Raw genomic sequence first — 23981 nt, 5'->3', positions numbered from 1 at the left:
GTCACATCAGGTCCAGCAGCTGTTTCGTCACCGTGGCCCAGGAGAAACGCTTCTCCAGCCGCTGGCGGGCGGCCTCGCGGCGCGGTGCCGGGGTCAGGCGCTGCTCGACGACCTGCAGCATCGCCTCGCGCAGGTCGTCCAGGTCCGGGACGACGAAGGCGCCGACCGGCTGGGGCGCATCGGCGTCGGTGCCGGGGCGGCTGTGCAGGCGGTGGCAGAGCTCGGGCGGCGTGAAGTCGTCGGTGGCGCCGCCGCCGCTGACGATCACGTGCGTGCCGCAGCCCATCGCCTCCAGCACCGGCAGGTTGAAGCCTTCGGCGCGGTACGGCGAGACATAGGCGTCGGACAGCGCGTACAGCGAGCGCAGCTGCGGCAGGTTGAGGCTGGTCGACAGGACGGAGATCCCGTCCCGGACCTGGGGCGTGTTCAGCTGCGGCGCCCGCGCCGCCAGCTCGGCGAAGACGCGCTCGACGCCGATGCCGTACAGGCCCTGATGGTCCTTCAGGATCAGCCGCACCGGCAGGCCCTGCAGCCGCAGTTCCGCGAAGGCCAGCAGCAGCAGGTCGATGCCCTTGTTCCAGGTCGCGACACCGACGTTGGTGAACACGGTCTCGTGCGGCGCCATGCCCAGCGCCGCGCGTGCGGTCTGGCGCTGCTCGGACGTCATCGGGAAGAAGGTGTCGGTCTTGTAGCCGTGCGGCACGACCAGCACCTTGTCGGCCTCGAAGCCGTAATCGACGAGCCGCGCCTTGGACCAGCGGGTCGGCGTCACGACGATGTCGTCGCCCTGCGTGAGCGCGGCGGGCGCCATCTCGGGCGGGTCGAAGCTCTTGCCCGAGAGACCGAACTCGGTGACCACGAAGGTGGCGTTGCGGCGCGCGGCCGCCGGATCACCCAGGCGCACCGGTGACGCGATGCGCAGCCGCACGTCCATCACGCGGTCGCCGGGATCGGGCAGTCCGTCGATGATCGCGCGCTCCTCGGGCGCGAAGCCGGAGTCCAGCTTGCTCTTGTCCCAGTGAGGCATGAAGAAGGGCGCGTCCTTGTGGAACAGCTCGAACCGCGGGTCCTTCACCATCTCCAGGATCTGGTTCTGGTTGACCATCGCGATGGAGTGGTTCACCCCCGCCAGCCTTCGATGCACAGTGTTTTCAACGCGAAGCCCCTTTGAATGGTCCGGCCGCGGGTCTCCGCCAGGCGGCAGAGGGCGACCGGTCCATTGATCTTTGGACCATTGTGTCGCGCCCCGGGCGGCGACCATGCGCGGATAAGGGGGACTGGGGCCGGCCAACTTCGGGCCAGCGTCGGGACGAGGTCAGGCCGGATTCAGCCCGTCGTGGCGCGCCTTGCCGATGATCCGGCGGCGACCCTGGGGCCGCGGGGGCGGTCAGAGCAGCGGCGTGGTGCCGTCGTCCTCGAGGCGCCTGGTGCTCGCGTGGAGCGCGGCCATCGCGGCGTGGTGGACGGACGCGGAGGCCGTGTCCGCGGCGGCGGGCGATCCCGCGGCGGTGGCCATGGCCGTATGCGCCGCGTCGGACAGCAGCGCGGTCGTGGGCGCCGCCGCCGGCGCCGCCAGCAGGTCCTCGGCCGCGAGGTGCGCCTTGGCGGACGTGGCCTCGCCGGCTGCCGCGCCGGCGTCCGTCGATTTCGAGAACCAGACGTCGCCCATCTGGTGCGTCACGCCGTCGGCGGTCTTGTAGCCGGAGATCAGGCCGATCAGGTTGCCGTGATCGACGGTCGAGCTCGCCTGCGCGTTCAGGTCCAGCTCGACGATGCCGAGCTCCGACAGCGACTTGAGTTCGCCGGCGTCGGTCTTGCCGTTGCCGTTGGCGTCGGCCCAGATCCGCAACTGGCCGAAGCCGGCGTCCAGCGCGTTCAGCACATGGTCGCCGTTGGCGTCCATGGCCTGCATCGCCTCGTAGCCGTTGGCCGCGTGCTTGCCGTTGGCCAGCACGGTGCCGGTCCCGAAGAGCTCTGCCCCCGAGTCGATCTGCCCGTTGCCGTTCAGGTCGCGCGCCAGCAGGCCGTTGCCCTGCGCCATCCATCCCCATTGCTGGGCGTGGCCGGTGTTGTTCATGTCGAAGCTGACGCCTTGCGCCGCCGACACCGTCCCGAGGCCGTGGCCGTCGAGGTTGAGCATGATCGGGGTGGCCAGGAACAGGGCGTCCAGCTGCGCGCCCGACATCGCATGGATGGTCTCGCTGGTGAAGGCCAGGACCTGGTCCATGCCCAGCACGGCGAGGTCGCGGGTCTCGAAGCCGATGATCGCGTCGCTGCCGATCGCATGGATCTGGTCCACCGTCAGCGCCTTGGCCTGGTCGCGGCTCAGGGCCGTCAGGTCGTCGCTGGACATCGTGGCGAAGGCCTCCGACGAGATCGCCGCCAGCTGCTGCGTCGTCAGCGACGCGACCTGGCGGCTGTCCAGCGCCTCGATGGCGAGGGAGTTCATGGCCGCGAAGGCCTCGGTATGCAGCGCCCGCAGCGTCTGCGTGGTCAGGCCGTGGATCTGCTCCGCGCCGAGCGACGCGAAGACGTCCGTCGACAGCGCGTTCAGCGTGGCCGTGCCCAGGACGCGGAAGGCCGAGGAGGTCAGCGCCGCATAGTCCTCGGTGCCGAAGCCGCTCAGCTGCGCGTTCGTCATCTCGACCAGCTGCGTGCTGGTCATCGCGTGGATCTGGTCGGTGGACAAGGCGGCGAAGTCACCGGCGTCCATCACCCGGATCGCCCGGCCGGGCAAGAGGGCCACGTCCTGCGCGTCCAGCGCCGCGATCTGGTCGCTGGTCCAGGCCAGCACCTGCACGTTGGTCAGGCCCAGCACCTGCGCCGTGCCCAGCGCCTGGATCTGGTCGGTGTGCATCGCCGCCGCCTGCTGGAAGGTCAGCGAGCCGACCTGGTCCGGCCGCAGCGCCGCGATCTGGTCGGTGCTGAACAGCGCGATCTGGTCCGAGCCCATCGCCTTCAGCGCGGTGGTGTGCAGGACGGCGAGGTCCTGCGTCTCCAGCGCGGCGATCTGCGTGCCGCTCAGCGCCGCCAGCTGCGAGGACCGCAGGGCGGCGAACTGCAGCGTCGACAGTGCCGCCAGCGCCGTGGGGTCCATGGCCGCGATCTGCAGGGAGGTCAGCGCCGCCATCTGCTTGGCGGACAGCGCGGCGATCTGGTCCAGGTCCAGCGAGCCGAACTGGTCGCTGGTCAGGCCCAGGAGCGCCTGGGAACCCAGGCTCGCGAGCTGGGCGGTGCTCAGGTGGTCGATCTGGTCCGCCGTCAGTCCGAGCAGCTGTTTGGACGTCAGGGCCGCCAGCTGCGCGCTGCTCAGCGACGCGATGCTGTCGACGTTCATCGCGCCGATCTGGGCGGAGGTCAGTCCCAGCAGTGCGCGCGTGTTCAGGCCGACGACATCCTGGAACTCCAGCTGGCTGATCTGGTCGGTCGTGAAGGCGGCCAGCTGCTTCGACGAGAACACCGCGAACTGCGTCGAGTCCAGCGCGTTCAGGTCGGCCTGCTCCATCGCCGACAACTGCGCCGTCGTCAGCGAGGCGACCTGGTTGGTCCGCATCGCCGCGAACTGCTCGGGGACGAGGGCGTTGAGCTGGTCGGTCGTGAAGGTCTGCAGCGACTGCACGCTCAGGCCGCGCACGCCGTCGGTCGACAGCGCGTCGATCTGCGACGGCGTCAGCGCGGCGATCTGGCCGGTGCCCAGCAGCGCCGTCTGCGCGCTGCCGAAGGCGCCGACCTGCTCGCGGCTCAGCTCGTGGATCTGGGCGGTCGTCAGCGCGGTCAGGTAGATCGGCCGGACGCCGGCGAGCAGCTCCGGCGCCAGCGCGCCGATCTCGGCCGTGGAGATCGCCGCCAGCTGGAACGAGGTCAGCGCCGCGAAGTGGGACGACCCCAGGGCGTTGAAGCTGTCATGGTCGAGGCTGCGCACCTGCGCCGTGCTCAGCGCGGCGAGCTGGGCGTCGCGCAGCGTGGCGACGCCGGCCGGGCCGAGCGCGTCCAACTGGTCGGCGCTCAGGCCGCGGATCGCCAGCGTCGAGATCGCCTGCAGCGCCTGCGACGACAGCACCTGCAGCTGGTTCGCGGTCAGTGCGCCGATCTGCGCCGCGTTGAGCGCGAAAGTCTGGGAGGTGCTGAAGGCCGCGACCAGGTTGATGTCCAGCGCCTGCACCTGCGCGCTGCTCAGCGAGCGGATCACCGTCGCGTTCAGGGCGCCGAAGTCCTCGGGCTCGAGTTGCGCGATCTGGTCGGTCGTCAAGCCGCGGAACTGCGCCGACGTGAAGGCGGCGAACTGCCCCGTCGTCAGCGTGTTCAGGTCTTCGACCGTCATCGCCGACAACTGCGCCGTGGTGAGCGCGCGGATCTGGTTCGTGGTCAGCGCCTGCAGCTGGCCCGAGTTCAGCACGTCGAGCTGGTGGTCGGTCAGCGTCGCGATCACGCGCGTCGACAGCGCCTGGATCGCCCCGGTGCCCAGCGCGGACAGCTGCTCGTCGTTGAGGTCGCGCAGTTGCGTCGTCGACAGCGATCCGGCTTGCGCGCCGCTGATCGCCGCGAGCTGTTCCGAACTCAGCGAGGCCAGCTGCGCCGGCGTCAGGCCGCGCAGTGTCGCGGCGCTGAGCGCGGCGAGGTCTTCCGTCGTCAACGAATGGAACTGCTCCGGCGTCAGCGACTGCAGCTGCTTCGAACTGAACGCGGCGATCTGCGCGGTCGACAGCGCAGCCAGATCGTCGGTGTCGAACGCGGCCAGCTGGCGCGTCGTCAGCATCGCGATCTGCACCGTCTTGAGCGCGCCGAGCTGCTCGGCGCTCATCGCCGCGAGCACCTCGGGCTTCAGGCCCACCAGCGCACTGCTGCTCATCAGGCGCAGCTCGTCGGTGCTGAAGGCCGGCAACTGGTCGCTGGTGAGCCCGATCAGCTGGGTCGAGGTCAGGCTCTGCACCTGACGCGAGCTCAACGCGTCGACCTGGTCCGAGGACAGCGCGCCGAGCTGCTGCGAATTCAGCGCGCGCAGGCCCTTGGTGCCGATCGCGGCGAGGTCCTCGCCCTCGAGCGCCGCGACCTGCGTGGTGCTCAGGGACTTGATCTGCAGCGTGTTGAGCGCGCCGGCCTGCTCGGTCGTCAGCGCCACCAGCGCGTCGGTGCTCAGGGTGCGGAACTGCTGGCTGGTCAGCGCGGCGATCTGCTTGCTGTCCAGCGACTGCACCGCGTCGGACGAGAGGTGGGACACGGCGGTCGTGCTCAGCCCGCGGACCGCGCTGGTCGTCAGGGCCTGCAAGGCCTCAGTGCTGAGCGCGCTGAGCTGGTCGCCACTCAGGCCCTTGGTCTGGTTGCCGCGCAGCGCGCCGATCTGGGCGGTGTTGAAGGCGTTGAGCTGATCGACGCTCAGGGCGCCGATCTGCACGGTGTTCAGCACCTGCATCGCCGCGGTGCTGAAGACGGCCACCTCGTCGGTGGTCAGCATGCCGATCTGCTGGCTGCCCAGGCCGCGCACCTGCACCGAGGACAGCGCCGCGATCTGCGTGCTGTCGAGCGCGGTGAACTGGTCGCTGTCCATGCGGCGCAGCCGGTCCACGGTCAGCGCCGGGATCTGCGCCGTCGTCAGCGCATGGATCTGGTCGGAGGTCAGCGCGGCGAGCGAGGACGTCGTCAGCGTGCGGATCGCGGCGGTGTTGATCGCCTGGACGTCCTGCAGCTCCATCGCCGCGAGCTGCCCGGACGCCAGGTAATTGAGCTGGCGGGCCGAGAGCGCGGACACCTGGAAGGTCGTCAGCGCCACCACCTGTTCGGCGGTCAGCAAGGCCCACTCCGACCCCGTCAGCGTCGCGAGCTGCGTGGTGGTGAGCGCTGCGATCTCCGCGGGAGTGAGCGAACCGACGTCGAAGGTGGCCATGCGGGAAAGGAGAGTACTTCTGAAACCGGTCTGGTCTGTCGTTTGCGGCCGTCCATCCCTTGACGGGCGGGCGAAGGCCGGAGGCCGCAAACGGCAAACCGGGGCGCAAGGCCCCCGGTTCCGGACTGCCGCTTAGATCAGCGGGACAGCGCCGTTCTGGTCGTCGTCATGCAGCTTCTTGTAAGCCGCGCTCATCACGTCGTGGCTGACCGTGTCGGTGGCCGCGGCGGTGGTCGCCGCCGTGACCGCCGTCGCGGTGGCGGCCGTGCCGCCGCCGAGCAGGTTGGCTTCCGGCTGGGCGAGCAGGTCGCCCAGTTGCGGCGCGGCTTCCCGCGTCGTGCCGGTCATCTGCTGCGTCGCGCCGTCCTTGGTGAACCACACGTCGGACATCTCGTGCGTGCTGCCGTCGGACTTGGTGTAGCTCGACACCAGGCCGATCAGGTTGCCGTGGTCGACGTCCGTGCCCTTGGTCGCGCCCAGGTTCAGGTCGGTGATGCCCAGGTCGGTCAGGGAATGGAGTTCACCCGCGTCGGTCTTGCCGTCGTGGTTGGCGTCGACCCAGACCTGCAGCTTGCTGAAGTCCACGTCCTTGGCGTTGATGTGGCCGTCATGGTTCGTGTCCAGCGAGGCCAGGGCCGTGAAGCCGTCCAGGCCCTTGCGGCCGTTGACCGTGGTGCCGGCGCCGAAGAGCTCCGCACCGCTGTCGATCGTGCCGTTGCCGTTGCGATCCATCACCAGCAGGCCGTCGTTGCCGCCGACCCAGCCCCACTTGTCGTTGTGACCGGTGGCGTTCAGGTCGAAGTTCACGCCGTCCTTGGCGGCCAGCGTCTGCACGCCGTTGCCGTCCAGGTCCAGCACGATCGGGGTCGACGAGAACAGCGCGTTGCTCTGCTCGTGGCTCCAGCCCACCATCTGGTCGGACGTGATCGACAGCGACTGCTCCATGTTCATGGACGCGATGTCCTGGGTGTCCCAGCCGACGAACTGGTCGGACGTCATCGCCATGATCTGTTCGGTCGACAGGCCGTGCACCTGGGTGGAGGTCAGCGCATGGATGTCGCTGGAATCCATCGCCAGGATCTGGTCCGTCGTGAACGCGTGCATCTGGGCCGAGGTCAGCGTGCCGAAGTGCTGGCTGGTGAAGGCCGCGATGTCTTCGGTCGACAGCGCCGCGATCTGGTCCGTGCCCAGCGAGCGCAGTTGCGCCGTGCTGAACTCATGGACCTGGTCGCTGGTCAGCGCCGCGATCTGGTCGGTGTTGAACGCGTGCAGGGCGGTCGTGCTCAGCGCATGGATGCCGGCCGTGGTGATCGACGAGATGTCGGCGGTCTCGATGCCGGCCACCTGCGTCGCGCCCACCGCGCTCCACTGCTGCGAGGTCAGGGCGTGGATCTGATCCGAGGTGAAGGCCTCGAAGTCCGCCGAGCCGAAGGCCACCATGTTCGCGCTGCTGATGGCCGCGAGGTCGCCGGAGTCGATCGCCTGCACCTGGTCGGTGGTGAAGGCGTGCAACTGGGCCGAGCTCATCGACACGATCTGCTGCGAGGTCAGCGCCTGCACGTCGTCGGTGGCCATCTGGCTCACCTGCAGCGTGCTCAGCGAGGCGACCTGCTGCGTGGTCAGCGCGGCGATCTGGTTGCTGTCGAGGGCTTCCAGCTGCGCGCTGTCCAGCGAGCGGATGGCCGCCGTGGTCAGGCTGCGCAGGTCAGCGGTCTCGAAAGCCGCCATCTGGGCCGTCGTCAGGCCGTCGACCTGCGCCGAGCTCAGGGCCGCGGCCTGGGTCGAGCTCAGGGCGACGATCGCGTCCGTGCTCAGCGCGCCGATCTGGGCCGAGCCGAAGGCCTGCAGCTGCGCGGAGGTCAACGCGGCGACGTCTTCCGTCGTCATCGTCGAGATCTGCGCCGTCGTCAGGGCCTGCAGCTGGGCGTTGCTCAGCGAGCGGATCTGGCCGCTGGTCAGCGCGTTCAGGTCGTCGCTGGTCAGGTTGGCGATCTGGACGGTCGTCAGCGAGGCGACCTGCAGCGTGGTCAGCGCGGCGATCTGGTTGCTGTCGAGCGCCTCGATCTGGTCGGTGCCGAGGGCGCGCAGGGCGACCGTCGACAGCGCACGCAGGTCCGCGGTCTCCATCGCAGCCATCTGGTCCGTCGTCAGACCCTTGACCTGCGCCGAGGACAGCGCGGCGACCTGGACCGAGCTCAGCGCGATCACCGAGTCGGTGCTCAGCGCGCCGATCTGGGCCGAGCCGAGCGCCTGGACCTGCTGCGAGGACAGGGCGGCAACGTCGGCGCTCTCCATCGTCGAGATCTGCGCCGTCGTCAGCGAGGCGACCTGCTGGGTCGTCAGCGCCTTGATCTGGCCGCTCGTGAGGGCGTTCAGGTCGTCCGAGGTCAGGGTGCTGACCTGGCCGGTCGTCAGCGAGGCGACCTGCTGCGTCGTCAGCGAGGCGACCTGGTCGGAGCCGAGGGCCGCCAGCTGGTCGCTGGTCAGCGCACGCAGCGCCACCGTCGACAGGGCCTTCAGGTCACCCGATTCGATCGCACCGATCTGGTCGGTGGTCAGGCCGGCGACCTGCTTGCTGGTCAGCGCGGCGACCTGCAGCGAGCTCAGCGCCACGACCGCTTCGGTCGTCAGCGCGCCGACCTGGTCGGAGCTCAGCGCGGCGACCTGGTTGGTGGCCAGCGCGGCCACGTCCGCGGTCTCCATCGTCGAGACCTGCGCGGTCGTCAGGGCGGCCACCTGGGCGGTGCTCAGCGCCTTGATCTGCGCGCTGGTCAGCGCGTTCAGGTCGTCCGAGGTCAGGTTGCTGACCTGGCCGGTCGTCAGCGCGGCGACCTGCTGCGTCGTCAGCGCGGCGATCTGGTTGCTGTCGAGCGCTTCGAGTTCAGCCGAGGTCAGCGACGCCACCTGACCGGTGGTCAGGGCGCGCAGCTGGCCGGTGGTCAGCGCGGCGAAGTCGTCGGTGGCGAACTGGCTGATCTGGCCCGTCATGAGCGCGGCCACCTGGGTGGTGGTGAGCGCTTCGACCTGGTCGGAGCTCAGCGCCTGCAGCTGGTCGCTGGTCAGGGCGCGCAGGGCGACCGTGGACAACGACTTCAGGTCAGCGCTTTCGATCGCGGCCATCTGGTCGGTCGTCAGGCCGGCGACCTGCTTGCTGGTCAGCGCGGCGACCTGGCCCGAGGTCAGGGCGACGATCGAGTCGGTGCTCAGCGCGCCGACCTGGGCCGAGCTCAGCGCGGCGACCTGGTTGGTGGCGAGCGCCTGCACGTCGGCGGACTCTATCGCGGCGACCTGGGCGGTCGTCAGCGCGGCGACCTGCTGGGTCGACAGGGCCTTGATCTGGCCGCTCGTGAGGGCGTTCAGGTCATCGGACGTCAGGGTGCTGACCTGGCCGGTCGTCAACGCGGCGACCTGCTGGGTCGTCAGCGCGGCGATCTGGTCGGAGCCCAGCGCTTCCAGCTGGGCCGAGGTCAGAGCCTGCACGGCGTTGGTCGACAGGGCCTTCAGGTCCGCCGTCTCGATGGCGGCCATCTGGTCGGTCGTCAGACCGGCGACCTGCTTGCTGCTGAGCGCGGCGACCTGCGTCGAGTTCAGGGCGACGATCGCTTCGGTGCTCAGCGCGCCGACCTGGGCGGAGCTCAGCGCGGCGACCTGCGTCGAGTTCAGCGCGGCGACGTCGGCGCTCTCCATCGTGGAGACCTGGGCCGTCGTCAGCGAAGCGACCTGCTGGGTCGACAGCGCCTTGATCTGGCCGCTCGTGAGGGCGTTCAGGTCGTCCGAGGTCAGGTTGCTGACCTGGGCCGTCGACAGCGAGGCGACCTGGGCGGTCGTCAGCGCGGCGATCTGGTCGGAGCCCAGCGCGTCGAGCTGGTCGGTGCCCAGCGCGCGCAGCGCGGCGGTCGACAGGGCCTTGAGGTCACCCGTCTCGATGGCGGCCATCTGGTCGGTCGTCAGACCGGCGACCTGCTTGCTGGTCAGCGCGGCGACCTGCGCCGAGCCCAGGGCGACGATCGCCTCGGTGCTCAGGGCGCCGACCTGGGCCGAGCCCAGGGCCTGCACCTGCGCGGTGGTCAGGGCGGCGACGTCCTCGCTGGTCATCGTCGAGACTTGGGCGGTGGACAGCGCGGCGACCTGCTGGGTCGACAGCGCCTTGATCTGCGCGCTGGTGAGGGCGTTCAGGTCGTCCGAGGACAGGTTGCCGACCTGCGCGGTCGTCAGCGCGGCGACCTGCACGGTCGTCAGGGCGGCGATCTGGTCGGAGCCCAGCGCGTCGAGCTGGTCGGTGCCCAGGGCGCGCAGCGCGACGGTCGACAGCGACTTCAGGTCACCCGTCTCGATCGCGGCGATCTGGTCGGTGGTCAGGCCGGCGACCTGCTTGGTCGTCAGCGCGGCGACCTGCGTGGAAGTCAGGGCGACGATCGATTCGGTGCTCAGCGCGCCGACCTGTGACGAGCTCAGCGCGGCGATCTGGTTGGTCGCCAGCGCGGCGACGTCCGCCGATTCCATCGCATTGATCTGGCCGGTCGTCAGTGCGGCGACCTGCTGGGTCGTCAGCGCCTTGATCTGACCGCTCGTGAGGGCGTTCAGGTCATCCGAGGACAGGTTGCTGACCTGGCCGGTCGTCAGCGCGGCGACCTGCTGGGTCGTCAGCGCCGCGACCTGGTCGCTGTTCAGCGCGTCGAGCTGGGCGGTGCCGAGGGCGGCGATCTGGGCGGTGCCCAGGGCGCGCAGCTGGCCGGAGGTGAACGCACCGAAGTCGTCGGTGGCGAGCTGGCTGACCTGGCCGGTCGTCAGCGAGGCGACCTGGGCGGTCGTCAGCGCCTGGACCTGGTCGGTCGACAGGGCCTGCAGCTGGTCGCTGGTCAGGGCGCGCAGGGCGGTCGAGGACAGCGAACGCAGGTCCGCCGTCTCGATGGCGGCCATCTGGTCGGTGCTCAGGCCGGCGACCTGCTTGCTGGTCAGCGCGGCGACCTGGCCGGAAGTCAGGGCGACGATCGATTCGGTGCTCAGCGCGCCGACCTGGGCCGAACTCAGCGCGGCGACCTGGTTGGTGGCGAGCGCCTGCACGTCAGCCGACTCCATCGTCGAGACCTGGGCGGTCGACAGGGCGGCGATCTGCTGCGTCGACAGGGCCTTGATCTGGCCGCTGGTCAGCGCGTTCAGGTCGTCCGAGGTCAGGGTGTTCACCTGGCCGGTCGTCAGCGCGGCGACCTGCTGAGTGGACAGCGCGGCGATCTGGGTGCTGTCGAGCGCCTCGAGTTGAGCGGAGGTCAGCGACTGCAGCGCGTTGGTGGCCATCGCCTTCAGGTCGCCCGATTCGAGGGCGGCCATCTGGTCGGTGGTCAGGCCGGCGACCTGCTTGCTGGTCAGCGCCGCGACCTGCTGCGAGGTCAGCGCGACGACCGAGTCGGTGCTCAGCGCGCCGACCTGGGCCGAGCCGAGGGCGGCGACCTGCTGGGTCGTCAGCGCCTGCACGTCGGCGGATTCCATCGCGTTGACCTGGGCGGTCGTCAGCGCGGCGACCTGGGCGGTGCCCAGCGCCTTGATCTGCGCGCTGTTCAGCGCGTTCAGGTCCTCGCTGGTCAGGCCGGCGACCTGGGCGGTCGTCAGCGCCTGGACCTGCACCGTGTTCAGCGCGGCGACCTGGTCCGAACCCAGCGCGTTCAGCTGGTCGGTGGTGAGGGCGCGCAGCGCGGTGGTGCTCAGCGCGCGGAGGTCACCGGTCTCGATGGCGGCCATCTGGTCGGTGGTCAGGCCGGCGACCTGCTTGGTCGTCAGCGCGCCCACCTGGGCGGAGCTCAGGGCGACGATCGCGTCGGTGCTCAGCGCGCCGATCTGGGCCGAGCCCAGCGACTGCAGCTGCGCGGTGGTCAGCGCGGCGACGTCCTCGCTGGTCATCGTCGCGATCTGGCCGGTCGTCAGCGAGGCGACCTGGGCGGTCGACAGCGCCTTGATCTGGCCGCTCGTCAGGGCGTTCAGGTCGTCGGAGGTCAGGTTGCTGACCTGGCCGGTCGTCAGCGAGGCGACCTGGGCGGTCGTCAGCGCGGCGATCTGGTCGGAGCCCAGGGCCTCGATCTGGTCGGTGCCCAGCGCGCGCAGCGCGGCGGTGGACAGCGCCTTCACGTCACCCGTTTCCAGGGCGGCCATCTGGTCGGTGGTCAGGCCGGCGACCTGCTTGGTCGTCAGCGCGCCGACTTGCGCGGAGGTCAGCGCGGCGACGTTTTCCGTCGACAGCGCGCCGATCTGGGCCGAGCCCAGGGCGGCGACCTGCTGGGTCGTCAGCGCCTGCACATCGGCGGATTCCATGCCGTTGACCTGGCCGGTCGTCAGCGCGGCGACCTGGGCGGTCGACAGCGCGCGGATCTGGGCCGAGCCCAGCGCGTTCAGGTCTTCCGAGGCCAGGGCCTGGACCTGCGCCGTGGTCAGCGCGGCGACCTGGGCGGTCGTCAGCGCGGCGATCTGGTCGGAGTTCAGCGCGTCGATCTGCGCGGTCGTCAGGGCGCGCAGCGCGTTGGTCGACAGCGCGCGGACGTCCACCGTCTCGATGGCGCCGACCTGGTCGGTCGTCAGGCCGCCGACCTGCTTGGTCGACAGCGGGGCGACCTGCTGCGAGCTCAGCGCGGCGATATTCTCGGTCGACAGCGCGCCGACCTGGTCGGAATTCAGCGCGGCGATCTGCTGCGTGGACAGCGCCTGGACGTCATTGCTCTCCATCGTGGAGATCTGGGCCGTCGTCAGGGCGGCGACCTGCGCGGTCGACAGCGCCTTGATCTGCGCGCTGGTCAGCGCGTTCAGGTCTTCGGACGTCAGGTTGGCGACCTGGGCGGTCGTCAGCGCCGCGACCTGGGCGGTCGTCAGCGCGGCGATCTGGTCGGAGCCCAGCGCGGCGATCTGGTCGGTGGTCAGCGCGCGGATGGCCGCGGTGCCCAGCGACTTCAGGTCGCCGGTTTCCAGGGCGGCCATCTGGTCGGTCGTCAGGCCGGCGACCTGCTTGGTCGACAGCGCGGCGACCTGCGAGGAGGTCAGGGCGACGATGTTCTCGGTCGACAGCGCGCCGACCTGGTCGGAGCTCAACGCCTGCACCTGGCCGCTGGTCAGCGCCTGCACGTCGGCGCTTTCCATCGTCGAGACCTGGGCGGTCGACAGGGCGGCGACCTGGGCGGTGCCCAGGGCGCGGATCTGGGCCGAGCCCAGCGCGTTCAGGTCATCGCTGGTCAGGCCGTGCACCTGGCCGGTCGTCAGCGCGGCGATCTGCTGGGTCGTCAGCGCGCCGACCTGGGCGGAGCCCAGCGCGTCGAACTGGTCGGTGGTCAGCGAACGGATCGCGGCCGTGGACAGGGCGCGCAGATCCTGCGTCTCCATCGCGGCCATCTGGTCGGTCGTCAGGCCGGCGATCTGCTTGGTCGACAGCGCGGCGACCTGGGCGGAGCTCAGCGCGGCGATGTTCTCGGTCGACAGCGCGCCGATCTGGGCCGAGCTCAGCGCGACCACCTGGGCCGTGGTCAGCGCCTGCACATCGGCGCTTTCCATCGTGGAGACCTGGGCGGTCGACAGGGCGGCGACCTGGGCGGTGCCCAGCGCGCGGATCTGGGCCGAACCCAGCGCGTTCAGGTCATCGCTGGACATGGCCTGGACCTGGCCGGTCGTCAGCGCGGCGATCTGGCCGGTCGACAGGGCGCCGACCTGGTCGGAGTTCAGCGCGTCGAACTGGTCGGTGGTCAGCGAACGGATCGCGGCCGTCGACATGGCGCGCAGGTCGGCGGTCTCGATGGCGGCGACCTGGTCGGTCGTCAGGCCGGCGATCTGCTTGGTCGACAGGGCGGCGACCTGGGCCGAGCTCAGCGCGGCGATGTTCTCGGTGGACAGCGCGCCTACCTGGGCCGAGCTCAGGGCCTGGACCTGGCCGGTGGTCAGCGCCTGGACGTCGGCGCTTTCCATCGTGGAGACCTGGGCGGTCGACAGCGCCGCGACCTGGGCGGTGCCCAGGGCGCGGATCTGGGCCGAGCCCAGCGCGTTCAGGTCGTCGCTGGACATGGCCTGGACCTGGCCGGTCGTCAGCACGGAGACCTGCTGGGTCGTCAGCGCGGCGACCTGCTCGGAGTTCAGCGCGTCGAACTGGTCGGTGGTCAGCGAGCGGATCGCGGCGGATGACAGGGCCCGCAGGTCCTGCGACTCGATGGCGGCGACCTGATCGGTCGACAGACCGGCCAGCTGCTTGGAGGTGAGGGAGGCGAACTGGCCGGAGGTCAGCGCGACGATGGCCTCGGTGGACAGCGCGGCGATCTGGGCCGAGCTCAGCGCGGCGACCTGGCCGGTGGTGAAGGCCTGGACGTCGGCGGATTCCATGCCGTGGACCTGGTCGGTCGACAGCGCGGCGATCTGGGCGGTGCCCAGCGCGCGGATCTGCGAGCTGTTCAGCGCGTTCAGTTCATCGGTCGACAGCACGGCGACCTGGCCGGTCGTCAGCGAACCGATCTGGGTGCTGGTCAGCGCCGAGACCTGGTCCGAATTCAGTGCCTGGACCTGGTCGGTCGTCAGGGCGCGGATGGTGGCGGTCGACAGCGCCTTCATGTCTTCGGAGCTGATGGCCGCCATCTGGTCGGTCGTCAGGCCCTTGACCTGGGTGGAGCTCAGCGCGCCGATCTGGCCGGAGCTCATCGCCTCGATCGAATCGGTGCTCAGCGCGCCGACCTGGGACGAACTCAGCGCGCGCACCTGCGCGGTCGTCAGCGCCTGCACGTCGGTGCTGTTGACGCCGGCCAGTTGGTCGGTCGTCAGCGCGGCGATCTGCTGCGTGGTGATGGCGCGGATCTGGTTGGTGTCCAGGGCGGCGATCTCATCGCTGGCCAGCTGGCGGATCTGCTGCGTGGACAGCGCACCGATCTGGGCGGTGGTCAGCGCGGCGATCTGTTCGGAATTCAGCGCGGCGATCTGGTCGGTGCCCAGCGCCTTGACGGCGGCGGTGCTCAATGCATGCACGGCGTCCGAGGTCAGCGCGGCGGCCTGGTCGGAGGTCAGCGCGGCGGCCTGGGTGCTGCTCAGCGCGGCGGCCTGGTTGGTCGCCAGCGCGGCGACGCCCTCGGTGGAGAGGGCGGCGACCTGTTGCGAACTCAGGGCCTTGATCTGGTCGGTCTTGAGGGCCTGCAGATCGTCCGAGGCCATCGTGCCGATCAGGCTGGTGGACAGCGCGGCCACCTGCTGCGAGCTCAGCGCGCGGATCTGGTCCGAGGCCAGCGCGTTGAGGTCGTCGGACTCCAGGTTCCGGACCTGCTGCGTGGTCATCGCGCCGACCTGCTTGGTCGTCATCGCGCCGAACTGGTCGGAGCCCAGGGCATTCAGCTGCGTGCTGGTGAAGGTCTGCACCGCGGCGGTGGACAGCGCGCGCAGGTCGTCGGATTCGATGGCGGCGATGTTCGTGGTGGTGAACATCGACACGGACTTCGTGCCGAGCGTGGCGAACTGCGAGGTCGTCAGCGCCTGGAACTGCTCGGTCGAGAACGCGGCCCAGTCTTCGCTGGTCAGGCGCGCCAGGGTCGTCGACGTGAGGGCGGCGATCTGGTCGGTCGTCAGGTTGGTAATCAGCGATGCCATCTTGGAACTCCGTGAACCTATGGGGGCGGATGCGCCCATAGGCGCGAGTGGGTTGGGTCAGCTTGTTGTTGCCGCGCACCCGAACTTCCGGATGCCGTCATTCGGTTTTCGGACGCCGATTGACAAACTTGAGCTAGCCCGGAAATGTTATTGGCGCCACGCTTAACGTGAACGGAACAAAAGGGCCGGGAGTCGGCCTCAGTTCACGGTTACAGAACGCGCGTAAAGCCCGCGAACGCGGGGAGGAGATGCTTGCCAAGGCAAGGGATCCCGGCCGCGTCATCGAACGATCGTTCGGCTGTCATGCGACCGACATTCAATGGTGATCGGCACTTAGGTCAGATCCTGAAGACGCAGGACCCGCGTGGCGCGGTGATTCGACGCCAAGGAAGGCCGTCCAAAGCACCTGCAACATCATGTAAACCGTGTGAACAAAGGCCTGTGCGGCGAAGGCCTGCCAGTGGGCTTCGACGGGTGGGGCGGGTGCCGGTCGTGATAAGTTCACGGGTTTCCGGCGCGCCGGCCTGCTCAGTTTCGAGAGGGTATGACCACCTCTATTAGTTATTGATGGCTAAATTAATATGACGACAAGCCCCACCAAGCCCTATCGGATCCTCGGCCTGCAGCAGATCGCCATCGGCGGTCCGGACAAGGCGGCGCTGCGCCGGCTGTGGGTGGACGTGCTGGGGTTGCAGGTCGTCGGTCATTTCGTGTCCGAGGCGGAGAACGTCGACGAGGACATCTGCGCGATCGGCGAGGGGCCGAGGCGGATCGAGGTCGACCTGATGCAGCCGCTGGATCCGGGCAGGAAGCCGGCGGTCCATGCGACGCCGCTCAACCACGTGGGACTGTGGGTCGACGACTTGCCCAAGGCCGTCGAGTGGATGAGCGCGAACGGTGTGCGCTTCGCGCCCGGCGGCATCCGCAAGGGCGCGGCGGGCCACGACATCTGCTTCATCCATCCGACAAGCAGCGGCGAGTTCCCCATCGGCGGGGAGGGCGTGCTGATCGAGCTGGTCCAGGCGCCGGCGGAGGTGCTGGCGGCACTGGGCGGCCCGGGCGACTCAGGCAGCGCCTGAGCGCGGCCCGTTCACCAGAACTTCCACCAGGGCGCGGGCGGCGCCGGCTCCTCGGACGCCGGCTTGCGCCGCATGCCCGAGCGCTGGAAGTGCAGCAGCGGGACGGAGAACGGATCGACGCTCGCGTCGCCGCCGCCTTCGAGCTGATAACCGAACCGGGCGAGCAGCACCGCTTCCCCCAGCTCCAGCGGATGGAAGGGCAAGGGGTAGGCGTCCTCGCCGTCACCCGGGCCATTGGCCGTGGCGCCTGTGTCATTGCCCTCTCCGTCGCCGACGGGGGCCCGCTGCTGCTCCGCCCAGTACGGGGCTTCGAAAGGCAGGGGCTCGCCGATGTCCTCCAGGATGCCGCTGTCGGGCGACAGGCTGAGGGAGCGGATGAGCCGGCCGTCCTCCCAGACGGCGAAGGCGAACCAGTCGACCACGCTGTGCATCGCATGCAAGGTGATGCGGCGCTTGCCGGCGATGTCGAGGAAGCGGCCCGGCAGCTGCGACGGATGGTCGACGGCGAACTCGCTGGCCGCGATGACCCAGACGCCGGGGAAGCAGCCGATGAACATCAGCGGGTCGGGCGGGTTGGTGTAGCTCAGGTCGCCTTCGCCGATCAGCTCGAGCGTCTCTCCCGGGAAGAGCTGCTCCGCCAGCGCGCGCGACGCGTCGCGGTCGAGCGCCGGTCGCGCTTCGAGCGCCGCGCGGGCGTCGCCGTCCGCGATGACCAGCATCCAAGTCTTGGCCCCCATGCGCCATCCTCTCCGTGCAATGGCGAGGATGGTAATCGGCTCAACCCTCGTAGGGACCTTTTCCCGGCAGCGCCCAGAGCAGGCCGAGCGTGGCGCCGGCCGGCGCGACGGTGAGGTGGTCCTCGCCGGCGAGCACGCGGCTCTCGATGCGCAGGGACGGGTAGCGGCGCTGGCGCAGCAGCGCCTCGAACCGGCGCGCGTCGGCGACGAGGTCGTTCTCCTTGTTGAAGCGCGGTCCCGGCGCGACGGCTTCGTACGCGCCGACGTACTGGAAGATCCGCGCCGCCAGATCGGTGTGCCGCTTCGCGTAGGCGGCCTCGCGCTCGAACATCAGGCGACGGTCGAACCAGAACGACGGGCTGCCGAGGAGGTAGTGGCTGAACAGCGTCGGCTGCGCGAACAGCACCTGCGCGGCGAAGAGCGCGCCGTAGGAATGCCCGAGCAGCACGCGGCGATCCGGGTCGATCCGGTATCGCCCGGAGATCGCCGGCACCGCGACCTCGGCCACGTACTTCAGGTAGGCGGCGCCTTCGCCGTAGCGCGGCGCGCCGTAGCGGTCGGCGGGCCGGCCGGGTCGGAGGCGGGGATCGCTCGGGGTGTAGTCGCGCGAGCGCATGTCGACCGCGGACTCGTCCTGCGGCCCCGCCAGCCCGACGACGACGAAATCGGCAAGGTTGCGGCCCTGCTGGCCGACGCGGTTGCGCAGGGCCCGCACGAGCGGGAAGGCGTACGGCGCGTCGGTCACGAACACGGCCGGCCGCAGACCGGGGGGCGTGGGCGCGTTCGGCGGCAGATCGACCCAGACCTCGTACCGGCGCCCGGTGACCGGATCGGGCAGGGGATGGACGAAGGTGCCGGGGAGGGCGTAGGGCCCGGTGGCGTCCGGCAGCACGGGCGCCGCGATGGACCGGGCGGTCGGCATCAGCAGCGAGCCCAGCGCCGCGGCGAGGAGGTGCCGGCGGTCGGTCATGCCAGGGAGCGGGAGTGGCGGAGGATCGCGAGTGTCCCGCCCGTTGCGCCGTCACGCGCTGCGGGGCCGCGTTACGAGCGTTACGTGGGAGGGCGGCATGTGCCCGCCCGGGCCTCAATCGACCAGGATGTTCCGGTTCTTCAGCGTCAGATGGATCTTGTCGCCGACCGTGTCCTTGTTGAACGGCTTGACGATGTAGCCGGTCGCGCCGAGCTGGGCGGCCCGGATGATGTCTTCCTTGCGGCCCTCGGCGGTGACGAGCAGCACCGGCACCTTGCGCAGCGGATCGGACTCCGGCTTGGCGCGCAGGGCTTCGAGGAACTGGAAGCCGTTCATGACCGGCATGTTCACGTCGCTGAGGACGAAATGGATCGGCTCGCCCGACTCGAACGAGAGCTCGAGCTGGCGCAGCGCGGCCTTGCCGTCCTCGGCCTCCAGGATCTTCTTGAAGCCGAGCTCCCGGAGCAGCCCGGAGATGATGCGGCGCATGGTCGAGAAGTCGTCGACCACCAGGAAACAGAACTCTTCGCGTTTGATCGTCGTGACCATGTGAAACCCCTTCAGGGGTGGAATCCTAGCGTGAGCGGGCTCAGGCGTATTCGTCGAGAAAGGCGCCCAGCGTCGCGCGCGACGAGGAGCGCCGCGAACCGGCCGGGTCGTGGGCGGAATCCAGATCCTTGTCGTCCTCTTCGTTCCGGACGGGCGTCGACTGCTGGGCGGCGGCGCCCTGGCCGGTCCTTTCCGCTGCCTTTGCCGCGGCGGCCTCGGCCGCGGCCTTCTGGATCTGGGCGATCTGGTCCATCACCATCTGCATCTGCGATTGCAGCAGCTTCTGGCGCTTCTCCTTCGCCTGCGCGTCCATCGTGGTGTCGGAGGCGACGTCCTTCATCTGCTTCTGCAGCTGCTTCAACTGCGACTGCAGGCGGGCGATCTGCGCGTCGGGCCCCGTGCCGGAGGCGGCGGCGGACGTCCCCGCCGAGGACGACGAGGTGGAAACCTGGGCGGAGGGGACGGCGACGTGCATGCTGGAATTCCGGGCGATGACCGGATATCGGCCGGCGGGGCCGGGTCTTGAGGGCCCCGGTCCGACCGGGACGCGCGGCGGATCCGCGCGGCGGCTCGCACCGGGGCTCGCGTCGGGGTCATGGCGCTGCGGGTAGCATGACCGGATGAGTTCCACAACGCCTGACCCCGTCGCCGCGCTGCTGCGTCACGCCGCCACCACCTGGATCGCACCGCGCTTCCGCCACCTGGCGGACGAGGAGATCATGGAAAAGGCCCCCGGCGAGTGGGTCACGACCGTGGACCGCGATGTCGAGGCCTTCCTGACGCCGGAGTTGCGCGCACTGGTGCCCGGCTCGCGCGTCGTCGGCGAGGAACAATGTGCGGAGACGCCGGAGCTGCTCGACCAGCTCGACGAGGGCGCCGTGTGGCTGGTCGATCCGCTGGACGGCACCTTCAATTTCATTTCCGGGCGCGAGCCGCTGTCGTCGATGGTGGCGCTGTTGGAAGACGGCGTGACGGTCGGGGCGTGGATGCTCAACCCGATCTCGGGCGTACTGCATCACGCCCGGCGCGGACAGGGCGCCTGGCGGGAGTCGGAACGGCTGCATGCGGCGTCGGGTCCGGGTCTGAAGCGGGCGGTCGTCAAGACGCGTTTCCTGCCGCAGGAGCACCAGGACCGCGTCGCGACCTGGCAGGGCGTGGAGATCCTGCCCGGACTCAACTGCGCCGGCGCGGAGTACCCCGCGCTGGCGGAAGGCGCCTTCGACGCGACGCTCTACTGGCGCAAGCTCGCCTGGGACCATGCGCCCGGCACGCTGTTCATCACGGAGGCCGGCGGCGTCGCGGCGCGGCTCGACGGGACACCGTACCGTGCCGGAGACCGGCAGCCAGGGTTGCTCGTGGCGCGTAGCCGCGAGGTGTGGGACGAGGCGGCTGCCGCCTGGAATCCGACTGCGTGAGGCTGACTCCGGCTCCGGCTCCGACTGCGCAAGGGCAAGCGCGGGCTCTCCACGGTGCATGAGGGCTCCCTCCAGGACCCTCAAGCACCATTCCGGCCCCAGCGGCATCCGCTGACTTCGGGCCTCCGTCCTGCGATTGATGGTGTTCGGGCGTCTGCGTTGAAGGGATCGAGTGTGTCGGACTCGGTCCGGAACGCCGATTGCCGACTTCGCCGTCAATGACGGCTTCCCTCGATATCGCACGCCGGCTAGATCGGCTGCCCTGGTCGCGCTGGCACTGGCGCGTGGTGCTCGCACTGGGCGTGGCCTGGGTGCTCGACGGCCTTGAGGTCACGCTCGTCGGCTCCGTCGGCGCCGTGCTGGAAAGACCTGACACCCTCGGACTCTCCGCCGTCCAGGTCGGCTGGTCCGGATCGCTTTACCTCGCGGGTGCGATCGTCGGCGCCCTGGTGTTCGGCCGGATGTCGGACCGGCTCGGGCGCAAACGCCTGTTCCTCGCGACGCTCGCGATCTACGCGGTGGCCACGCTCGCCACCGCGGTCTCCACCGACTTCACCTTCTTCGCGCTGTGCCGGTTCATCACCGGCCTGGGCATCGGCGGGGAGTACGCCGCGATCAACTCGGCGATCGACGAGCTGGTGCCCGCCCGCGTGCGCGGCCGCGTGAATCTCGCCATCAACGGCAGCTTCTGGATCGGCGCGGCGCTCGGCGCAGCGTCCAGCCTGCTGTTGCTGCATCCGGACGTGCTCGGCCCGGTGCAGGGCTGGCGTGTGGGCTTCGGGATGGGCGCGTTGCTGGCGGTGGGCATGGTGCTCGTGCGCCGTCACGTCCCGGAGAGTCCCCGTTGGCTGCTGCGCCACGGCCGGGTCGACGAGGCCCGCCAGATCATCGACGCCATCGAGGCGGAGGTCGCCGCCCAGCACGGCCCGTTGCCGCCGGTGGCACCGATGGAGCAGCGCGAGCACCGCCGCCCCGTGCCGACGATGCGCGAGGTGCTGCACGTGCTGCTGCGCCGCTACCGCGTGCGCAGCGGCGTCGCGCTGTCGTTGATGCTGGCGCAGGCCTTCTTCTACAACGCGATCTTCTTCAGCTATGCGCTGGTGCTGACGCGCTTCTACGGCGTCGCCGACCATCGGGTGGCGCTCTACATCTTCCCGTTCGCGCTCGGCAATGTGCTCGGACCGCTGCTGCTGGGACCGCTGTTCGACCGGGTCGGCCGCCGCCGCATGATCGCGCTGACCTACGGTCTGGCCGGGGTCGGCCTCGCGGCCACCGGCGTCGCCTTCGTCGCGGATGTGCTGGACGCACGCTCGCAGGCGTTGTGCTGGTCGGCGGTGTTCTTCTTCGCGTCGGCGGCGGCCAGTTCCGCCTACCTGACGGTCAGCGAGATCTTCCCGCTCGAGATGCGGGCGATGGCCATCGCGATCTTCTATGCGGTCGGCACCGGCGCCGGCGGTTTCGTGGCGCCGCTGCTGTTCGGATGGCTGGTGGAGAGCAGCGACCGCGGCAACGTGGCGATCGGCTATGGCATCGGCGCCGTGCTGGTGATCGTGGCGGGATTGCTCGCGCTGCGTTTCGGCGTCGACGCGGAGCGCAAGCCGCTGGAAGACATCGCGCCGTCGATGGACCACACCTGAACGCTTCCTCTCCCGCTTGCGGGAGAGGGCCAGGGGTGAGGGCCAGCGGCGGTGGCCGTGCTGAAGCCTTGGAGGCTCCGCGCGTCAGCGCTTGCCGAACCAGCGCCTGACGCGCCGTTTCCAGTCGAGCCACTGCCGGTGGCGCGAGCGGTCGATGCGCTTCACGTCGATCAGCGTGACGTCGCCGCAGGCGGACATCGTGTGCAGGCCGCTGGCGAAGTCGCGATGCGCGAGGTCGCCGGTGAAGGTCGCCGGCAAGGCCTGGACCTCGACCGCGTCCGGCGTGAGGCGGTTGAAGCGCACCCACCGCGTCGCGCCGCCATAGCCGGTGCGGCTGTCCTGGACGGGCAGGGTCACGAGGCCATCCGCGCCGACGAAGGGCGTGCCGGCGGGCCGGGCGCCGTCGTGCGCGGACCTCACCGGGTTGGCGCGATGCGGCGTCCACGGGCCTTGCAGCGAATCGGCATGGGCGACATGCAGCTCGCGCTGGTCGCGCTTGTCCGGGCCGATCACCGCATAGAACATCCACCACATCCCGTCATGCCGCAGCAGCGAGGCGTCGACAGCGCGCACGCCGGGCAGCAGCGCGCAGACCCGCTCCCAGCGCTCCCAGCGCTCGGCGCCGTCCACCGCGCGATAGAGCGCGACTTCCTCGGCCTGGCTGGATTCGGGGACCATCCAGACCTGACCCTCGTGCTCGAAGACGAATGGGTAGGACAGATGGAAGGGCGTCTGCAGCACCGGCCTGGGCGCGCTCCAGGCACCGTCGGCGAGGTTGAGCGTGAGGCGCTGAAGATCGGCGCGCTTGGTGCGGTAGTCGAAGTTCTCGACGAACACGTGCAGCGCGTCGCCGTCGCGCAGGGCGAAGGGATCGGCGTAGTAGCACCAGTCGCCGGCTTCGGGCATCCAGACGATGCGGTCGCGCAACTCGCGCAGGCGCTCGGGACTGAGCAGATCGATGCGCTCGGGGACGACGCCGACGGTCCAGAAGTCCGACTTCGGACGCTTAACCATGGAGATCAGCCATGGGCGTCTTCGACATGCATTCCGGCCATGTCGTGCGCCCGGGCGCCCTGGCGCGCCAGCACGTCCTGGTAGAGGCCGAGCGTGGCCCGCACGGCGCTCGAGCGGTCGTAGCGCTGCATGTCGTAGTCGACCGGGCGGCGGTGGTCGCGCTGCCGTTGCGCCAGCGCGGCGGCGATCGCCTCGCCCATCGCCGGCGCGTCGTCGATCGCGACGATGGCCGATTGCGCCGGGTCCAGCATCTCGCGCGCGCCCAGCGTGGCGGTGGCCACGATCGGGAGGCGCGCGCGCATCGCCTCGAGGATGGCCAGCGGGAACTGTTCCTCGCGCGACGAGGACACGTACAGGTCCATTTCACCGAGCAGCTCGTCGACGTTCCAGCGGAAGCCGAGCAGGTGGATGCGCTTGTCGTCGCCGCGCAGCGCCTCGAGCTCGGCGCGCTGCGGGCCTTCGCCGATCAGCACCAGGTGGGCGTTCGCCGGCGCGTGCCGCTGGAAGGCCTGGATCAGCGTGTGCATGCCCTTGGCCGCATGCAGCCGGCCGACGCAGCCGATCACCGGCGCGGCGGCGGGGATGCCCAGTTCCATCCGCAGGGAGCCCGACGGCGCCTTCGCGGCGCAGGAGCCGGGGCTGCGTTCCGGGGCCCAGTTGTAGATGACGCGATGCATGCCGCCGAATTCCTTCAGGTGACCGACCTGCGCCGAATTGACGCATACCAGCGCGTCCATCCGCGCATGGTGATGCGTCTTGTATCCCACATGGAGCGTGCCGACCCGCGCGCTGTGCCTGGCCGCCGCCACCGCCTTGCAGGCCGGGCCGAGATGCCCGTGGACGACGTCCGCGCCCAGCTTCGCCGCCAGCCGCCGCACCCGCGCGCCGCGCAGCACCGGCAGGCGCAGGCCGTGGTACTGGACGCGCTGGTCCAGCGCATGCCGGACCGCGGATCCCGCCGGTCCGATCACATGGACCGTGTGGCCCAGCGCGGCCTGGGCGTTGGCCAGGTCGACGCAGTGATGTTCACCACCGGCGATGCGAGACGAGAAGACCACATGGACGATTGAAAGTGCGCGCATGACGTCGAATCGGCAAAAAGGATAAATAA

General features: G+C 70.0%; 12 protein-coding genes. 3 read left to right on the top strand and 9 right to left on the bottom strand.

The genetic code is table 11. The annotated features are described in order from the left end of the window. Position 1: 1 nt before the first annotated feature. The 3 genes from ACQ859_RS19295 to ACQ859_RS19285 form a co-directional block, all read right to left on the bottom strand. Positions 2–1123, bottom strand: a complete 1122-nt coding sequence (locus ACQ859_RS19295) for a glycosyltransferase family 4 protein (RefSeq protein WP_431262288.1) — start codon at positions 1121–1123, stop codon at positions 2–4. A gap of 264 nt (positions 1124–1387) precedes the next feature. Beyond that, the gene (locus tag ACQ859_RS19290) at positions 1388–5881 is read right to left on the bottom strand and encodes a hypothetical protein (protein ID WP_431262287.1); all 4494 of its coding nucleotides are present in this window, start codon (positions 5879–5881) and stop codon (positions 1388–1390) included. A 132-nt stretch (positions 5882–6013) separates the two neighbouring features. Next, positions 6014–15469 carry a beta strand repeat-containing protein gene (locus ACQ859_RS19285; RefSeq protein ID WP_431262286.1) on the bottom strand — a complete coding sequence of 3152 codons (9456 nt, stop codon included), beginning with the start codon at positions 15467–15469 and terminating at the stop codon, positions 6014–6016. A gap of 581 nt (positions 15470–16050) precedes the next feature. On the opposite strand from ACQ859_RS19285, the gene ACQ859_RS19280 reads away from it, so the two are divergent. Then, positions 16051–16548, top strand: coding sequence for a VOC family protein (locus ACQ859_RS19280; RefSeq protein ID WP_431262285.1), 498 nt, complete (start codon positions 16051–16053; stop codon positions 16546–16548). A gap of 11 nt (positions 16549–16559) precedes the next feature. Here ACQ859_RS19280 and ACQ859_RS19275 read toward each other — a convergent pair whose 3' ends face one another. From ACQ859_RS19275 to ACQ859_RS19260, 4 genes are all read right to left on the bottom strand, one after another. Continuing rightward, complete coding sequence (locus ACQ859_RS19275) at positions 16560–17285, bottom strand: DUF6928 family protein (protein WP_431262284.1); 726 nt, start codon at positions 17283–17285, stop codon at positions 16560–16562. A gap of 40 nt (positions 17286–17325) precedes the next feature. After that, the gene (locus tag ACQ859_RS19270) at positions 17326–18255 is read right to left on the bottom strand and encodes an alpha/beta hydrolase (RefSeq protein ID WP_431262283.1); all 930 of its coding nucleotides are present in this window, start codon (positions 18253–18255) and stop codon (positions 17326–17328) included. A 114-nt stretch (positions 18256–18369) separates the two neighbouring features. Continuing rightward, positions 18370–18804: a response regulator gene (locus tag ACQ859_RS19265; protein ID WP_431261457.1), complete on the bottom strand. Its 435-nt coding sequence runs from the start codon at positions 18802–18804 to the stop codon at positions 18370–18372. Between the two features lie 40 nt (positions 18805–18844). After that, positions 18845–19279 (bottom strand): FlxA-like family protein, encoded by a 435-nt coding sequence (locus ACQ859_RS19260; RefSeq protein WP_431262282.1) that lies wholly within the window; start codon positions 19277–19279, stop codon positions 18845–18847. A gap of 145 nt (positions 19280–19424) precedes the next feature. On the opposite strand from ACQ859_RS19260, the gene ACQ859_RS19255 reads away from it, so the two are divergent. Then, positions 19425–20219: an inositol monophosphatase family protein gene (locus ACQ859_RS19255; protein ID WP_431262281.1), complete on the top strand. Its 795-nt coding sequence runs from the start codon at positions 19425–19427 to the stop codon at positions 20217–20219. Between the two features lie 218 nt (positions 20220–20437). Further along, positions 20438–21856, top strand: coding sequence for an MFS transporter (locus ACQ859_RS19250; protein ID WP_431262280.1), 1419 nt, complete (start codon positions 20438–20440; stop codon positions 21854–21856). Between the two features lie 84 nt (positions 21857–21940). On the opposite strand, the gene ACQ859_RS19245 is transcribed toward ACQ859_RS19250, so the two are convergent. Then, on the bottom strand, positions 21941–22870 hold the full coding sequence (locus tag ACQ859_RS19245; protein WP_431262279.1) for a glucosamine inositolphosphorylceramide transferase family protein: 930 nt from the start codon (positions 22868–22870) through the stop codon (positions 21941–21943). Between the two features lie 5 nt (positions 22871–22875). Next, complete coding sequence (locus tag ACQ859_RS19240; protein WP_431262278.1) at positions 22876–23952, bottom strand: glycosyltransferase; 1077 nt, start codon at positions 23950–23952, stop codon at positions 22876–22878. Between the last annotated feature and the right edge of the window lie 29 nt (positions 23953–23981).

The organism is Roseateles chitinivorans (assembly GCF_050632235.1).
Taxonomy (GTDB): domain Bacteria; phylum Pseudomonadota; class Gammaproteobacteria; order Burkholderiales; family Burkholderiaceae_C; genus Roseateles; species Roseateles chitinivorans_A.
The sequence above is the reverse complement of the archived record's forward strand: the minus strand, read 5'-3'. Positions and strand labels throughout refer to the sequence as shown.

Excerpts from the sequence above, each read along its gene's own strand:
- ACQ859_RS19250 (WP_431262280.1), top strand. The coding sequence starts at position 20,438 with ATGACGGCTTCCCTCGATATCGCACGCCGGCTAGATCGGCTGCCCTGG.
- ACQ859_RS19285 (WP_431262286.1), bottom strand. The coding sequence starts at position 15,469 with ATGGCATCGCTGATTACCAACCTGACGACCGACCAGATCGCCGCCCTC.
- ACQ859_RS19265 (WP_431261457.1), bottom strand. The coding sequence starts at position 18,804 with ATGGTCACGACGATCAAACGCGAAGAGTTCTGTTTCCTGGTGGTCGAC.
- ACQ859_RS19260 (WP_431262282.1), bottom strand. The coding sequence starts at position 19,279 with ATGCACGTCGCCGTCCCCTCCGCCCAGGTTTCCACCTCGTCGTCCTCG.
- ACQ859_RS19255 (WP_431262281.1), top strand. The coding sequence starts at position 19,425 with ATGAGTTCCACAACGCCTGACCCCGTCGCCGCGCTGCTGCGTCACGCC.
- ACQ859_RS19290 (WP_431262287.1), bottom strand. The coding sequence starts at position 5,881 with ATGGCCACCTTCGACGTCGGTTCGCTCACTCCCGCGGAGATCGCAGCG.
- ACQ859_RS19275 (WP_431262284.1), bottom strand. The coding sequence starts at position 17,285 with ATGGGGGCCAAGACTTGGATGCTGGTCATCGCGGACGGCGACGCCCGC.
- ACQ859_RS19280 (WP_431262285.1), top strand. The coding sequence starts at position 16,051 with ATGACGACAAGCCCCACCAAGCCCTATCGGATCCTCGGCCTGCAGCAG.
- ACQ859_RS19240 (WP_431262278.1), bottom strand. The coding sequence starts at position 23,952 with ATGCGCGCACTTTCAATCGTCCATGTGGTCTTCTCGTCTCGCATCGCC.
- ACQ859_RS19270 (WP_431262283.1), bottom strand. The coding sequence starts at position 18,255 with ATGACCGACCGCCGGCACCTCCTCGCCGCGGCGCTGGGCTCGCTGCTG.
- ACQ859_RS19245 (WP_431262279.1), bottom strand. The coding sequence starts at position 22,870 with ATGGTTAAGCGTCCGAAGTCGGACTTCTGGACCGTCGGCGTCGTCCCC.